This is a genomic window from Micromonospora sp. NBC_00898 (assembly GCF_045207895.1).
Classification (GTDB): domain Bacteria; phylum Actinomycetota; class Actinomycetes; order Mycobacteriales; family Micromonosporaceae; genus Micromonospora.
Map to the genome: position 1 here is coordinate 1,109,390 of NZ_CP108775.1, position 15,372 is coordinate 1,124,761.

Below are 15,372 nucleotides of genomic sequence, written 5' to 3' on the forward strand. Positions count from 1 at the left end.
CCCGCGTTCCCCACCCGCCGGGGGACGGCCCGCCCCGGGCGGCGCGGCTAGTGCCGTGTCCGCAAACGTTGGCCGGGTTGGTCGGGGTGGGGAAAATGTCGTAGGGCTGGTGTTTGCTTCGGTTCGTGCCTCGCCGTCGGGATCCCGCCGCCCCGCGGGTCGTGCATCGCACCGCACGCGTCGCGTTGCGGGTGACGCCGGGCCAGCGGCGCCGTTGTTTCGGGCTGCTGCGCTGCGCCGGTGACGTGTGGGCGTGCGTGCTGGAGGTCAACGCGTGGCGACGCCGCCGCGACGACGCGCCGCTGGTCGGCTATCAGCAGCTGTGCCGGGAGTTGGCGGCGTCCGGGCCGGGCACGTTCGCCGAACTGGACACCACAGGTGCCCGGTCGGTGTTGCGCCGGTTCTCCGATGCGTGGTTCGCGGCGGCGAAACGCCGCAAGGACGGTGACCTGTTGGCGCGGTTTCCGCGTCGTCGGCGGGGTTTGGTGCCGGTGCGCTGGTATCACGGCACGTTCACCCTCGACGGGCGCCGGGTGCGCATCCCCACAGCCAAAGGCACTGCGCCTTTCTGGGTGCGTCTGGCGCGGGAGGTGCCGTATCCGGTCGAGCAGGTCCGGTCGGTCACCCTGCTGTGTGAGGGAGGCCGGCTGTTCCTCGACGTGACCGCCGAGGTGCCGGTTGCCGTCTATCCACCCGGTGAACAACCGGATCCGGGCCGGGTGGCCGGGGTGGACCTGGGGATCATCCACCCCTACGCCGTGGCCGGCCCCGACGGGGAGGCACTTCTGGTGTCGGGGCGGGCGATCCGCGCCGAGCACCGCATGCACCTGGCCGACACCAAAGCCCGCCGCCGCGCCGTCGCCCGTCGGGCCCCGAAGCCGGGCCAGAGGGGATCTCGGCGGTGGCGGCAGTACCGGCGCCGGGCCCGTCTGGTGGAGGGCCGGCACCGGCGCAGGGTCCGTCAGGCCCAGCACGAAGCCGCCTGCGGCGTCGTGTCGTGGGCGGTGGAACGGCGGGTGGGTGTGTTGCACGTCGGCGACCCCCGCGGGGTGCTCGACATCCCTGCCGGGCGGCGGCACAACCTGCGGTTGCGGCAGTGGCAGATTGGCCGGCTCCTGCAGGTCCTCACCGACAAGGCCGCCCTCGCCGGTATCACCGTCCGACTGGTCGACGAACGAGGCACCTCGTCGACCTGCCCCACCTGTCGAAAGCGGGTGCCGAAACCTCGTGGGCGGACCTTGTCCTGTCCGCATTGCGCGTTCTCCGGCCACCGTGACCTGGTCGCGGCGGCCAGCATCGCCACCCGTGTTCCGGGCGGCGGATCCACCACCCCGACAGCACCAGTGCTGCCGGAGGTGGTCACGCACCGTCGAGCCGGCCGGCACCTCCCCGGTGCCGGCCGGTCCCGACGTGACCCCCGCCGCCCACCCCGGGCGGCGCGAGGATCGGTTGGCCCGCGGAGGCCCGCCCCACCACCCAGCGGTGGGGAGTCGCTCGCCCAACAGGCGAGGATCCACAACACCCACCGCAAACCCGGTGAACGTTAGTGGACACCGCACTAGGGTGCACGTGGACCGCCGGCGAAGCGGCGACGCCCACGAGGGAGAGACAGCGGTGCCCCGACCCCGACAGGCTCTGCTCACCCGGGACCGGATCGTGGCCACGGCGCTCGCGCTGATCGACGCCGACGGGCTCGCCGCCCTGTCCACCCGGCGGCTGGCCGCCGCCCTCGGCGTGCAGGGTCCGTCGCTGTACAACCACTTCGCCACCAAGGACGCCATCCTCGACGCGGTGGCCGACAGCGTCACCGCCACCGTGGACACCCGCTTCTTCGCCCGGCTCGACTGGCGGGAGGCGCTGCGCCGGTGGGCGTGGTCGTACCGGGAGGCACTGGCCGCGCACCCGAACGTCGTGCCGTACCTGGCCCAGGGGCCCGGCCGGCGGCCGGCCGCGCTCGCCATGGCCGACGCGGTCTACGGCGGCCTGGTCCGGGCCGGCTGGCCGCCCGCCCGCGCCACCCACATCGGCGCGGCGCTGCGCTACTTCGTGGCCGGTTCCGCGCTCGGCTCGTTCGCCCGGGGCTTCGTCGAGGACCCGGAGCTGTACGCCGCGCACTACCCGCACCTGACGCAGGCGCACCGGCTCGCCGGACGCCAGCGCAGCGTCGACGAAGGCGCCTTCGCCCTCGGCCTCGACGCGCTGCTGCACGGCCTGGCCGTCGAGTACGAGCGGACGGTCGGACCGCTCGCCCCGCTGGAGCCGACCGGCCGTTCGGAGTAGCGTCCAAACTCCCAGTGCTAGTTTCCCGCCCTCCCCGCGAAGGACGCCATGGATCTCGCCGCCGCGCCCCCCGCCCTCCTGGTCCGTCGTCACCTGCACATCGGCGGTGGGTGGGTCGACCCCACCGAGGGCGACGTCATCCCCGTCGAGAACCCAGCCACCGGCGACATCGTCGGGCAGGTCCCCGCCGGCACCCCGGCCGACGTCGACCGGGCCGTCGCCGCCGCCCGGGACGCCTTCCCCGGCTGGGCGGCCACCGCCCCCGCCGAGCGGGCCGCCCACCTGGACCGGCTGCACACCGCGCTCGCCGCGCGCGCCGACGAGATCGCCCGGACCGTCGCCCTCGAGCTCGGCACCCCGCTCAAGCTCGCCGCCCGGGTGCAGACCGGCCTCCCGCTGACCGTGCTGCGCGGCATGGTCGACCTCGCCGCCCGGCCGGCCCTGGAGGAGACCGTCGGGAACTCCCTGGTGGTCCGCGAACCGGTAGGCGTGGTCGGCGCGATCACCCCGTGGAACTACCCGCTGCACCAGGTCGTCGCCAAGGTCGCCCCCGCCCTGGCGGCCGGCTGCACGGTGGTGCTCAAACCCAGCGAGCTGACTCCGCTGACGGCGTACCTGCTCTTCGACGCGGTCACCGAGGCCGGGCTGCCGCCCGGGGTGGTCAACCTCGTCCCGGGCACCGGCCCGGTGGTGGGCGAGGCGCTCGCCGCCCACCCGGACGTGGACCTGGTCTCGTTCACCGGCTCCACCGCCACCGGCCGCCGGATCGCCCACCTCGCCGCCGACCGGATCGCCCGGGTGGCCCTGGAGCTCGGCGGCAAGTCGGCCAACCTGATCCTCGCCGACGCCGACCTGGCCACCGCGGTCAAGGTGGGGGTGGGCAACGCCTTCCTCAACTCGGGGCAGACCTGCACCGCCTGGACCCGGATGCTGGTCCACCGGAGCCGGTACGCCGAGGCCCTCGACCTGGTCGCCGCGGCCGCCGCGGCGTACACCCTCGGTGATCCGTTAGACCCGGCGACCCGGTTGGGCCCCCTGGTCTCCGCAGCCCAGGCCGAGCGGGTCCGCGGGCACGTCGAACGGGCCCTCGCCGACGGGGCGCGGCTCGTCGCCGGTGGGCCGGACGCCCCGCTCCCGCCGCGCGGCCACTTCGTCGCGCCGACCGTCCTCGCCGATGTGCACCCGGACAGCGCGCTCGCCCAGGAGGAGGTCTTCGGCCCGGTCCTCGCCGTCATCCCGTTCGCCGACACCGACGAGGCGGTGGCGATCGCCAACAACTCCCGCTACGGGCTGGCCGGCGCGGTCTGGTCGGCCGACGAGGAGGCCGCCGTCGCGGTGGCCCGGCGGCTGCGGACCGGTCAGGTCGACGTCAACGGCGGCGCGTTCAACCCGCTCGCGCCCTTCGGCGGCTACAAGCAGTCCGGGCTCGGCCGGGAGTTGGGCGCGTACGGGGTCGACGAGTTCACCGAGATCAAGGCGATCCAGCGATGAGGGCCCTGGTGGCCCGCGGTCCCGGCGCGCCGCTGCGCGTCGAGGAGGTACGCCTGCCCGCGCCCGGCCCCGGCGAGCTGCGCGTCCGGATCCGCGCCGCCGGCATCTGCCACTCCGACCTGTCCATGGTGGACGGCACACTGGCGCCCGCGTACCCGCTGGTGCTCGGGCACGAGGCGGCGGGCGTGGTCGCCGAGGCCGGCCCCGGCACCCGGCTGCCGGTCGGCACCCCGGTGGTGCTGAACTGGGCGCCCGCCTGCCGGGCCTGCTGGTTCTGCCGGCACGACGAGCCGTGGCTCTGCGCCGCCAACACGGCGCCCGCAGTCGCCCGTGGCGAGACCGTCGACGGCACCCCGGCGCACGTCACCCTCGGCCTCGGCGCCCTCGCCGAGGAGGTGGTGATCCCCGAGCACGCCGCCGTCGCCGTTCCCGCCGGACTCCCGCCGGAGCAGGCCGCACTGCTCGGCTGCGCGGTGCTCACCGGCACCGGCGCGGTCCGCAACACCGCCCGGGTGGCCGCCGGCGAGTCGGTCGCGGTGATCGGACTGGGCGGTGTCGGGCTCGCCGTGCTCACCGCCGCCCGGGCCGCCGGCGCGACGCCGATCCTCGCCGTCGACGTGGCCGAGGCCAAGCGCGAGCTGGCCCTGGCCGCCGGCGCAACCGATTTCCTCCGCTCCGACGACCGGCTGTCGAAGGAGGTGCGCACCCGCACCGACGGCCGGGGCGTCGACCACGCCTTCGAGTGCGTCGGCCGGTCCGCCACCATCCGGGCGGCCTGGCGGATCACCCGGCGCGGGGGAGCGGTCACCGTGGTCGGTATGGGCGCGAAGGACGACCTGGTCAGCCTCGCCGCGCTGGACATCTTCCACTCCGCGCGCACCCTGCGCTCCTCGGTGTACGGCTCCTCCGACCCGGACCGGGAGGTGCCCGAGCTGGCCCGGTCCCTCGGCGACGGCGCGCTGGACCTGCGACCCCTGGTCAGTGGCACGATCGGACTCGACGAGGCGCCCGCCGCGTTCGACCGGCTGGCCCGTGGCGAGGGCGCCCGTTGGGTGGTCACCTTCCCGGACTGACCCCGGACTCCTCGGCGGGCGGGGGCGCGACCAGCGTGGCGTAGCCGTCGAGGAGCCGGCGCAGGCCGAACTCGAAGACGGTCTCCAGGTCCAGGTCCACGTCGCCCTGGGCGGTCAGCGCGGCCATGGTGGAGAAGCCTCCGGCGGCGATCATCTGCTGGAACGTGGCCACCTGGCCGCCCACCCACTGGTCGTCGGTGAGGCCGGTGTCCTGCTCGGCCTGGGCCCGCATCTCCAGGTTGGTGGCGATCCCCCGCACGTACGCCATCAGGGTGATCGCCATGTGCCAGCGCAGTTGCCGGTCCAGGCGCAGGCCGCCGGTGGCCCGCAACGCCCACTCGGTGTGCGCCATGCCGTGCGGCATCATCTGCGGGCGGGCGATCGAGATGACGTGGGGCAGCCAGCGGTGCCGCCGGTAGGTCGCCCACTGCGCCCGGGCCAGCAGGTCCAGCCCGGCCCGCCAGCCGGCCGGCAGCACGGCCGGCAGCGGCGCGTCGGCCAGTGCCGCGTCGGCCATCGTCAGGATCAGCTCGTCCCGGCCGCGTACGTGGCGGTAGAGCGACATGGTGGCCACGTCCAGCTCGGCGGCGATCTGCCGCATCGACACCGCAGCCAGGCCGCCCGTGTCGGCCAGCGCGATCGCGGTACGCACCACCCGCTCCCGGGTCAGCTCGGGTTCGGACCGGTCGGCGCTGCGGCGTGCCCGGGGCGGCGCCGCGGGGCCGGGAGCCACGACGGTGCCCGCGCCGGGCCGGGTCAGCACCAGCCCCTCCGCGCGGAGCAGGGCGAGCACCTTGGTGGCGGTCGCGATGGCCACCCCGTGCTCGCGGGTGAGCTGCCGGGCCGAGGGCACCCGGTCGCCCGGGCCCAGCTCGCCCAGGTCGATCCGGCGGCGGATCTCCGCCGCGATCCGCCGGTACGGCGGCTGCACTGCGTGGTGGGACATCGCGACACCTCCGGCGTACTAGTACGAGTGGGCCATCGTGCTGCCTGTCGGCGCAGCGTACTAGGTCGGCGGCGGTGCGGGCGCACCGTGGAACCTACCGTTCACCGCACGGAGGAACCCCTCCGACCGCTCCCGGTGGCTACCGGGTTGACGGCGTACGCACGACCATTGGGAGCGCCCCGGTGAACGACAGGACCGTGCTCATCTCCGGCGCCGGCATCGCCGGCCCCGCCCTGGCCTTCTGGCTGCGCCGGCACGGCTTCGCCGTGACCGTGGTGGAACGCTCGCCCGGGCCGCGCCCCGGCGGGCAGCTGGTCGACGTGCGGGGGACCGCCCGCGAGGTGGTCGCCCGGATGGGGCTGACCGACTCGATCCGCGCCGCGTGCGTCCGCGAGGAGGGCATGGCGTACGTCGACGCCCGGGGCGAACTGCGCGCCCGGATGCCGGTACACGCCTTCGCCGGGGAAGGCATCGTCGCGGACATCGAGATCGAGCGCGGCGACCTCGCCCGGCTGCTGTACGAGGAGACCCGCGACGACGTGGAGTACGTCTTCGACGACTCGATCGAGACGCTGACCCAGACCGACGACGGGGTGCGACTCACCTTCACCCGCTCCGCCCCACGCACAGTCGACCTGGTGGTCGGCGCGGACGGCTCGCACTCCCACACCCGGAGCCTCGCGTTCGGCCCCGAGTCGGCGTACGTCCGGCCGCTCGGGGCGTACCTGGCGTACTTCACCACCCCGTTCCCCGACGAGACCGGCTGGTTCCAGCTGCACAACGCTCCCGGCGGCCGGGTGGTCGGCACCCGCCCCACCCGGCGCGGCCGGACCAGTGTCCTGCTCAGCTTCCTCTCCCCGACGCTGGACGTGGACCGTCGGGACCGGGGGGCCCAGCAGCGCCTGCTCGCCGAGCGCTTCGCCGACGTCGGCTGGCGCACGGCCGAGCTGCTGGCCGCGATGCCGGACGCCCCCGACTTCTACTTCGACCGGTACGCCCAGGTGCGGATGGACACCTGGAGCGCCGGTCGGGTGGCGCTGCTCGGCGACGCGGCCTGGTGCCCGTCCCCGCTGACCGGGCAGGGCACCAGCCTCTCCCTGGTCGGCGCGTACGTGCTCGCCGGTGAGCTCGCCGCCGCGGAGGGCGACCACACCGGTGCCTTCCGACGCTACGAGGCGGCCCTGCGCGGGCATGTGCACAAGGGCCAGGAGCTGCCCGGCGGGGGGATCTCCGGTTTCCTGCCGGCCAGCCAGGCCGCGATCCGGCTGCGTGACGCGTCCATGCGGGCGATGACCTCCCGGCCGCTGCGGCGGCTCACCACCCGGCTCTTCTTCAGCCAGGCCGACGGCCTGGCGTTGCCGGAGTACGCCGCGACCCGGTGACGGTCGGTGGCGGGCGGGGTTGGCCGGGAAGCGCGGCCAACCCCGCCTGGGCCGTGGGCGCCCAGGTGCAGCGGCGGCGGGCGGTCACGCAGGCGGTGATCCGCCGATCGGCCCCCGGTCAGGTGGCCGGGCCACATGGGAGCGCTCGCGTGACCCGACCACTCGCCACCGTCGATCCGTCCTGGCAGGCCCGGGGGTGACCGACATGTCCGCCGGCCCCGCGTCGACCGCCGGGAAAGTGTGGGGCGTCGACATGGCTGGACTCCGGCGGTGAGCCGTAGGTTTCCTCCACGCGACGACCCTGTGACCCCGGTCACCGACCCGGTCGTCGCCGGACACCTGCGGAGGATGTGGCGATGGCCGGGCAAGCGCTCCTGTCGGCCCGCGGGCTGACCCGCGACTTCCGGGGCTTCCGGGCGGTCGACGGCGTCGACCTCGACGTGGCACCGGAGACCGTGCACGCCCTGGTGGGCCCGAACGGCGCCGGCAAGACCACGCTGTTCAACCTGCTGACCGGGTTCCTGCCGCCGACCGCCGGGCGGATCGAGCTGGCCGGCCGGGACGTCACCGGGCTGCCCCCGGAACGGGTCGCCCGGCTCGGCGTGGCCCGCTCCTTCCAGATCACCAGCCTCTTCCCGCAGCTCGGCGCCCGCGAGCACGTCGAGCTGGCGTTGCAGTCGTCCAGCGGGCTCGGCTGGCGGTTCTGGCGCTCGGCGAAGCTGATGGACCGCTACCGGGAACGCGCCGACGAGCTGCTGGCCATGGTCGGCCTCGCCGAGCTGGCCGAGGCCCCCGCCGAGGCGCTCGCCTATGGCCGCAAGCGGGCCCTGGAGCTGGCCATCGCGCTCGCCCTGGACCCGAAGGTGCTGCTGCTCGACGAGCCCACCGCCGGGATGGGGCTGGAGGACGTCGACCGCACCGTCGACCTGATCGCCAAGGTCCGCAAGGGCCGGACCGTGGTGATGGTCGAGCACAACATGAGCGTCGTCGGCCGGCTCGCCGACACCGTCACCGTCCTGCAGGCCGGCAAGGTCCTGGTCGAGGGGCCCTACGAGAAGGTCCGCGCCGACGAGCGGGTCATCACCGCCTACCTGGGAGCCGCTGATGCTGCGCATTGAGAACCTCTCCGCGTTCTACGGCGAGGCGCAGGTGCTGCGGGAGGTGAGCCTGGACGTCGCCGCCGGCGAGGTGGTCACCCTGGTCGGCCGCAACGGCGCCGGCAAGTCCACCCTGCTGCGCTGCGTGATGGGGCTGCACCCCGGCCAGCGCGGCACGGTCACCCTGGACGGCCGGGACCTGACGAAGCTGCCGGCGTACAAGCGGGCGCGGTTGGGGCTCGGCTGGGTCCCCGACGACCGCGGCGCGTACGCCACCCTCACCGTGACCGAGAACCTGACGCTGCCGCCCCGGGTCGGCCCCGACCCGTGGCCCCTCGAACGGGTCTACGAGGCGTTCCCCGCCCTGTACGCCCGGCGCGACTCGGCGGCCACCATGCTCTCCGGCGGCGAGCAGCAGATGCTCGCCCTGGCCCGGGTGCTGCGGATGGGCGCCCGGCTGCTGCTCTGCGACGAGCCCACCGAAGGGCTCTCCCCGCTGCTCGTGCAGCAGGTCGGTGACCTGCTGCGGGAGGCCAAGCAGCACGGGGTGACCGTGCTGCTGGTCGAGCAGAACCTGCACTTCGCCACCGGCGTCGCCGACCGGCACTACCTGCTGGCCGAGGGACGCATCGCGGAGGCGATGGACAACTCAGAGGTGCGCTCGCGGGAGCGCGAGCTGCTGGCGTACCTCGGGATTTGAAATTTTCGACGGCTGACCCGCGCGGACCGCGCGGTACGAAAGGGATGGACATGCGTAGGAGCGTGGGTGTGGCCGCCGCCTCGGCGGCGGTGCTGCTGGTCGCCGGCTGCGGCGGCGGTGGTCCGGCCTCGGGCGGCGACCAGAAGCTGACCGGCGACAAGATCGTGCTGGGGGTCCTCAACGACCAGTCCGGGGCCTACTCGGAGCTGTCCGGCAAGAACTCGGTCAAGGCCGTGGAGATGGCCATCGCCGACTTCAAGGCCAAGTACGGCGACAAGGCGGTCACCAAGAACATCAGCGTGGAGACCGCCGATCACCAGAACAAGCCGGACGTGGCCAGCAGCAAGGCCCAGGAGATGTACGACCGCAAGGGCGTCGACATCATCCTCGACGTGCCGACCTCCTCGGCCGCCCTGAAGGTCGCCGACGTGGCGAAGGAGAAGAAGAAGCTCTACTTCAACATCGGCGCGGCGACCACCGACCTGACCGGCAAGAGCTGCAACAAGTACACCTTCCACTACGCGTACGACACGTACATGCTGGCCAACGGCACCGGGAAGACCACCACCGAGCAGGTCGGCAAGAACTGGTACATCCTCTACCCGAACTACGCCTTCGGTCAGGACATGGAGAAGAACTTCTCCGCCGCGATCGAGAAGGCCGGCGGGAAGGTGATCGGCAAGGACGGCGCGCCGTTCCCGAACACCAGCGGCGACTACTCGTCGTTCCTGCTCAAGGCGTCCAGCATGAACCCGAAGCCGGAGGTGCTGGGCACCATGCAGGCCGGTGCGGAGCTGGTCAACGTGGTCAAGCAGTACAACGAGTTCAAGCTGCGGGACAAGGGCATCGGGCTGGCCGTGGGCCTGATGTTCATCTCCGACATCCACTCGCTCACCCCGGCGGCGCTGGCCGGCACCACCTACACCGACGCCTGGTACTGGAACTTCGACCAGCAGAACCGCGAGTGGGCCGACCGGTTCCAGAAGGAGACCGGCACCCGGCCGTCCTTCGCCCACGCGGCCAACTACTCCGCCGCGATGCAGTACCTCGAGGCGGTGCAGGCCGCCGGCACCGACGACGCCGACACCGTGATCAAGGGCCTGGAGGGCAAGGAGATCAACGACGTCTTCCTGCGCAACGGCAAGATCCGCGCCGAGGACCACCGGGTCATCCACGACGCGTACCTGGCCCAGGTGAAGCCGCAGGCCGAGGTGACCGAGCCCTGGGACTACGTCAAGGTCCTCAAGACCATCCCGGCCGCCGAGGCGTTCCGCGCCCCCTCGGCCGACTGCAAGATGTGACGGCCTGATGTCCGGCTTTGCGCAGAACACGTTCAACGGGCTGGTGAGCGGGGCGTTCTACGCCCTGCTCGCCCTCGGGCTCGCGGTCATCTTCGGCATGCTCCGGGTGGTGAACTTCGCCCACGGCGCCTTCTACATGCTCGGCGCGTTCGGGGCGTACGTGCTGCTCACCGAGGCGGGCGTGCCGTTCTGGGCCGCCCTGGTGATCATGCCGCTCGCGCTCGCCGTGCTCGGCATGGCGCTGGAACGGGCGGTCATCCACCGGCTGACCCGAATCGACCCGCTCTACAACTTCCTGCTCACCTTCGGCCTGACCCTGATCCTTCAGGACCTGGTGAAGTCCCGGTACGGCGTGCAGTCCAGCCCGTACGCCACGCCGGCCGCGCTCAGCGGCTCGGTGGACTTCGGGCTCTTCGACTTCCCGACGTACCGGGTCTTCATCCTCGGCTTCACCGTGCTGCTCTGCGTCGTGGTGTGGTGGGTGCTGGGGCGGACCCGCGTCGGCATGGTGGTCCGCGCGGCCACCGAACGGCCGGAGCTGACCCGCGCCTTCGGCATCGACGTCGGGCGGTGGGTGACCCCGGTCTTCGGGTTCGGCATCGGGCTGGCCGGGCTGGCCGGCGTGCTGGCCGCGCCGATGCGGGCGGTGAACCCGCTGATGGGCGCCGACCTGATCATCGTGGTCTTCGCGGTGGTGGTGATCGGCGGCCTCGGCTCGATCTTCGGCTCGGTCGCCGCCGCCTTCGGCATCGGCCTGGTCCAGGCGTGGGGCGACGCGTACCTGTCCGAGTTCCCGATCGTCTCCCAGACGATCGTCTTCGTGGTGATGGCCGTGGTGCTGCTCTGGCGTCCGGCCGGGCTGTTCGGCCGAGAGGAGGCACCGGCATGACCAGCGCTGTCGACACCCCCGCCGACGCGGCCCGGCCGGCACCACCGTCCGGGCTGGTCACCGTCGCCCGGGCCCCCGGCTGGGTCCGGTACGCGCTGCTCGCCGTCGGCCTGGTCGTGGCGCTCTGGCTGCCCAACGGCCTCTACCCGGCGGTGGCGGTGGATATCCTCTGCTGGGCGCTCTTCGCCGTCTCGGTGGACCTGCTGCTCGGCTTCACCGGGCTGATGTCCTTCGGGCACGCCGCGTTCTGGGGCACGTCGGCGTACGTGACCGGCCTGGTGGCGGTCCACGCCGGCCTGCCGTTCCCGGCGGCCGTGCTGGCCGGGGCGCTCGCCGCGGCACTGCTCGCCGTGCCGATCGGCTACCTGGCGGTCAAGCGCACCGGGATCTACTTCGCGATGGTCACCCTGGCCTTCGCGCAGCTGGTCTACTACGTGGCCAACGAGTGGCGCTCGGTCACCCAGGGCGAGAACGGCCTGCAGGGTGTGCCCCGGGAGTTCTTCGGGCTGGACCTCACCGACGACTACTACTTCTACTACGCGGTGCTGCCGATCGTGCTGCTCGGGCTGGCCGCCGCCTGGCGGATCGTGCACTCGCCCTTCGGCCGGGTGCTGGTCGGCATCCGGGACAACCCGGCCCGGGCCCGGGCGCTCGGCTACCCGGTGCACCGCTACAAGCTGACCGCGTTCGTCCTCTCCGGCTTCATCGCCGGGCTCGGCGGCGGGCTCTTCGCCGTGAGCCACCGCTTCGTCTCCCTCGACGTGCTGCACTGGACCACCTCCGGCAAGGCGGTCATCGTGGTGGTGCTCGGCGGCATCGGCACGCTGTGGGGCGGGGTGCTCGGCGCGGCGGTGGTGGTCCGCCTGGAGGACTGGCTGTCGTTCTCCGGGTTCGAGGCGATCGGCCTGGTCACCGGCGGCATCTTCGTCCTCGTCGTGCTGCTGTTCCGGCGGGGGATCTGGGGGACCGTCGCCGACCTGGCGCGGCGGTGGGGAGTCGCCCGGCGCAGGGCTGGGGGCTAGGCGGTCCAGGCGGTGGGGCTCGGGGCGACCGTGCCCGGCTCCGGGCGGTCCGGCTTGATCGCTGCGCCGGTCACGGTCGCCCCCAGCCCCGCCGTGGTCACCGTCCGTCTGTGCGTCCCGGTCGCGTCCGACTGCTCCGTCGGCCGGTCCGGGTACGTCCGCCGGCTCGGGCCCGCCGGCGGCCAGACCTGCTCGGGCCCCATGGTGACAGGAGTCGGGCAGCCTCCTCGACCATGTGCATCACGTCGAGCGATCGGTCAGCTACTGTAAGCGACTCAATGCGCGGGGGGCGTTACGCATCGGGACGCAATGCCAGTTAGGATTCGGCCCACTATGGTCATCCAGCCCATCCGCCGGTTCGCCGCCGGCGTGGCGGCCGATCCTGCCGCTCGCCCGCGGACCAGCGTGCCGAACTGGTTCCTCATCCCCGGTCTGGCCGTGCTGGCCGTCTCGCTCGCGGCGTACGTCGCCTTCGTGCGCGACCGTCCGTTCCGCGGGACGGATTTCAACATGTATCTCGGGGCAGCTCACGCGTTCCTGGATGGGCAGCCCGTCTACCAGCTCGGGTACACCACGCTGAACCTTCCCTACACCTATCCGCCGATCACCCTGCCGTTCCTGGTCCCGCTGACCTGGTTCGACGATCGGACCGCGCTCGGCCTCATGAACGCGGTGGGTGTCGTGGGGATGCTCGTGGCGGTGTGGTTCACCACCAAGATGCTCGGGTACGAGGGCACCCGCGGCCGCCTCGGTCTAGTCGCCGCCGTCGGCGCGGTGCTGGTGTGGACCGAGCCGCTGCAGCGCAACCTCGACCTCGGTCAGATCAACATCTTCGTCATGCTGCTGGTCGTGGCGGACCTCGCGCTCCCCGACCGGAGCCGGTTCAAGGGCGTGCTCATCGGCGCCGCGACCGCGACCAAGCTGCTGCCCGGCCTCTTCGTGGTCTACCTGCTGCTCACGCGGAGGATCCGGGCCGCCATCGTCGCGGTGGGCACCTTCGTCGGGCTCACGCTGCTGGGCGCGGTCATCCAGCCGGGCGGTTCGTACGACTACTGGCTGACCGGGCGGGCGTTCGACTCGCATCGGGTGCTGATGACATCCGGCCCGCGTTACGGCGGCAACCAGTCCCTGCAGGGCTTCACCGCGCGTCTGCTTGAGACGGACCAGCAGAATACGATCTGGTGGATGCTGTCCGTGGTCGTCGTCCTGGTCGCCGGCCTCGCCCTCGCGACCGCGCTTCAGCGGCACGGCGAGGAGGCCATGGCCATGATCGTCGTCGGCTTCACCATGCTTCTCATCTCGCCGGTGAGTTGGTCGCACTACTGGCTCTGGATCGGCCCGATGGCGGTCGTGCTCATCGACGTCGTCCGCCGCTCGCACGGCGCGGCACGCGTGCTCGCCGGCGTCGTCGCGGTCGCCGCGATCCTGCCCTTCCTCATGTGGCCGGGTCCCTACCGCGGCGAAATCCTCCCGCGGGGTCTGATCTGGAAGGCTGGCCAGCTGGACGGGCTGGCCCAGCGGTTCGCGGTTGATCCCTACGTGCCGACGGTGCTGGTGCTCTTCGCGCTCGCCGCGCTGTGGCTGTACCGGCGGTCCCGCGCGGAACAGACGGTCGTGCCGGCCGCCGGCATCACAGACCCGTGATCAAGTCCTACGGCCGGCAGCGGCCCGGAACCGCCACGAAGACCAGGAGACGTCGATGACGCAGGCGATGGACGAGCGCGCGGTCGCAGCGCCGATGACCGAGCCGACGCAGCCGAGCCAACGCGCCAGCCTGCCCCGGCAGCAGACCGTCGCGGAGACGCCGGTCGCCGAGAGCGCGCCTGTCGGGCGGCGGCCGCGGCTGCTGGTCCTCGACGGACTGCGCCTCGGCGCGGCACTCATGGTCGTCGCGTACCACCTCGTCGGTGACAGGATCGGCGTCTGGCAGCCCTCCGCCGCGACCGCTTTCGGCCCGCTGCACTCCGTCGCCACGTACGGCTTCCTCGGAGTGCAGTTGTTCTTCGTCATCAGCGGCTTCGTCATCTGTATGAGCGCCTGGGGCCGCTCCGTCGGTGACTTCTTCGTCTCCCGGGTCGTGCGGCTCTACCCCGCCTACTGGTTCGCCGTCCTGGTGACGGCCGGCGTGCTCGTGGCCGTGCCGAGGGGCGCCGACCTCAAGGTCCGGGACGTGCTGGGCAACCTGACGATGATGCAGGAGTTCCTCGGCATCCGGCACCTCGACCTGTCGTACTGGACGCTCACCGTCGAGATGATCTTCTACATCCTCTTCGCCGGCCTCGTGGCGCGTGGCCTGACCTACCGCGCCGTGGTCGCCTTCTGCGCCATCTGGACCGTCGCCTCGCTGATCGTGCCGAAGTTCGGCAACCAGGGGCTCACCAACGTCGTGGCGGCCGGCTACTCCAGCTACTTCATCGCGGGCATCGCCCTCTACCTCATCCACCGTTTCGGTCAGAACCTGCTGCTGTGGTCGATCATTGGCCTCTCCTGGCTGATCTCGATCACGCGGCTGCCCGGCCTCGCCCAGGCCCGCGACGTCTCCTTCGTGCCGACGGCCGTCATCGTGACGGGCTTCTTCCTCGTGATGGCGGCGGTCGCCCTCAATCTCTTCTCCTGGGTGAAGTGGCGCTGGGTCGCGACAGCCGGAGCGATGACCTACCCGCTCTACCTCATCCACCAGACGGTCGGGCTCGCCGTCATCGAGCGGCTCCAGGCCCACCTGTCGCCGTGGCTGCTGATCACCGCTCTGGTCGCGTCCCTGCTCGTCGCCGCGTGGCTGATTCACCGGTTCGTCGAGCGGCCCGCTGCCCGGTGGATGAAGCGGCAGCTCAGCGACTCGCTGAGGCAGTTGCGGACGACCCGCTGACGCTGCGGGCGTCCGGTCCCTGGGCCGATCGGCCCCGGTCGCCTGGATCGCGGCGACAGCGGACGTCACTCGCGGGCGTCGGTCCAGTCGAGTAGGAGCTCGAGGAAGGGCTGAGGCTTCTCCATCGACGCTCTACACCTGCGCCGACGACCGCTTCCAGGCTCGCTACACCCTTACCGGGATCAAGCCTGACCGCCCCGGGCACGGCGGGCCGCATCTGCCTGCGGACCGCCGCGACCGGACAAGAGAGGCCATGGCGGGACGGTACCCCGCGCCGGTGGAGCGGCGGGCCAGGGTCGTCGCCACTCCGAGGCGGGCGCCGTGA

Annotated in this window: 13 protein-coding genes; 12 read left to right on the plus strand and 1 reads right to left on the minus strand. The window is 72.6% G+C overall.

What is annotated here, in order from left to right; translation table 11 throughout:
* Window positions 1–125: 125 nt before the first annotated feature.
* From OG799_RS05280 to OG799_RS05295, 4 genes are all read left to right on the plus strand, one after another.
* Window positions 126–1,547 (plus strand): RNA-guided endonuclease InsQ/TnpB family protein, encoded by a 1,422-nt coding sequence (locus OG799_RS05280; protein WP_406043642.1) that lies wholly within the window; start codon window positions 126–128, stop codon window positions 1,545–1,547.
* A 67-nt stretch (window positions 1,548–1,614) separates the two neighbouring features.
* A complete protein-coding gene (locus OG799_RS05285) occupies window positions 1,615–2,280 on the plus strand; it encodes a TetR/AcrR family transcriptional regulator (RefSeq protein WP_406043644.1) in 666 nt (221 codons plus the stop codon).
* A 48-nt stretch (window positions 2,281–2,328) separates the two neighbouring features.
* Complete coding sequence (locus tag OG799_RS05290; protein ID WP_406043646.1) at window positions 2,329–3,771, plus strand: aldehyde dehydrogenase family protein; 1,443 nt, start codon at window positions 2,329–2,331, stop codon at window positions 3,769–3,771.
* A complete protein-coding gene (locus tag OG799_RS05295) occupies window positions 3,768–4,844 on the plus strand; it encodes a zinc-binding dehydrogenase (protein ID WP_406043648.1) in 1,077 nt (358 codons plus the stop codon). Before OG799_RS05290 ends, OG799_RS05295 begins: the two co-directional genes overlap by 4 nt.
* Here OG799_RS05295 and OG799_RS05300 read toward each other — a convergent pair.
* Entirely contained in the window at window positions 4,828–5,790 is a 963-nt protein-coding gene (locus tag OG799_RS05300; RefSeq protein WP_406043650.1) for a GntR family transcriptional regulator, read from the minus strand. The two genes, OG799_RS05295 and OG799_RS05300, sit on opposite strands and share 17 nt — an antisense overlap.
* A gap of 182 nt (window positions 5,791–5,972) precedes the next feature.
* Here OG799_RS05300 and OG799_RS05305 point away from each other — a divergent pair, with 182 nt between their 5' ends.
* The 8 genes from OG799_RS05305 (at window position 5,973) to OG799_RS05340 (ending at window position 15,047) form a co-directional block, all read left to right on the plus strand.
* A complete protein-coding gene (locus tag OG799_RS05305) occupies window positions 5,973–7,172 on the plus strand; it encodes an FAD-dependent monooxygenase (protein WP_406043652.1) in 1,200 nt (399 codons plus the stop codon).
* 356 nt (window positions 7,173–7,528) lie between these two features.
* Window positions 7,529–8,290 (plus strand): ABC transporter ATP-binding protein, encoded by a 762-nt coding sequence (locus OG799_RS05310; RefSeq protein ID WP_406043654.1) that lies wholly within the window; start codon window positions 7,529–7,531, stop codon window positions 8,288–8,290.
* Complete coding sequence (locus OG799_RS05315; protein ID WP_406043656.1) at window positions 8,277–8,969, plus strand: ABC transporter ATP-binding protein; 693 nt, start codon at window positions 8,277–8,279, stop codon at window positions 8,967–8,969. Before OG799_RS05310 ends, OG799_RS05315 begins: the two co-directional genes overlap by 14 nt.
* A gap of 44 nt (window positions 8,970–9,013) precedes the next feature.
* Window positions 9,014–10,270, plus strand: coding sequence for an ABC transporter substrate-binding protein (locus tag OG799_RS05320; RefSeq protein ID WP_406043658.1), 1,257 nt, complete (start codon window positions 9,014–9,016; stop codon window positions 10,268–10,270).
* 7 nt (window positions 10,271–10,277) lie between these two features.
* A complete protein-coding gene (locus OG799_RS05325) occupies window positions 10,278–11,159 on the plus strand; it encodes a branched-chain amino acid ABC transporter permease (protein ID WP_406043660.1) in 882 nt (293 codons plus the stop codon).
* Complete coding sequence (locus OG799_RS05330; RefSeq protein WP_406043662.1) at window positions 11,156–12,181, plus strand: branched-chain amino acid ABC transporter permease; 1,026 nt, start codon at window positions 11,156–11,158, stop codon at window positions 12,179–12,181. The genes OG799_RS05325 and OG799_RS05330 overlap by 4 nt, the downstream gene beginning before the upstream one ends.
* 333 nt (window positions 12,182–12,514) lie before the next feature.
* Complete coding sequence (locus tag OG799_RS05335) at window positions 12,515–13,825, plus strand: glycosyltransferase family 87 protein (protein ID WP_406043664.1); 1,311 nt, start codon at window positions 12,515–12,517, stop codon at window positions 13,823–13,825.
* Between the two features lie 55 nt (window positions 13,826–13,880).
* Window positions 13,881–15,047: an acyltransferase family protein gene (locus tag OG799_RS05340; RefSeq protein WP_406043666.1), complete on the plus strand. Its 1,167-nt coding sequence runs from the start codon at window positions 13,881–13,883 to the stop codon at window positions 15,045–15,047.
* The last annotated feature ends 325 nt before the right edge of the window (window positions 15,048–15,372 follow it).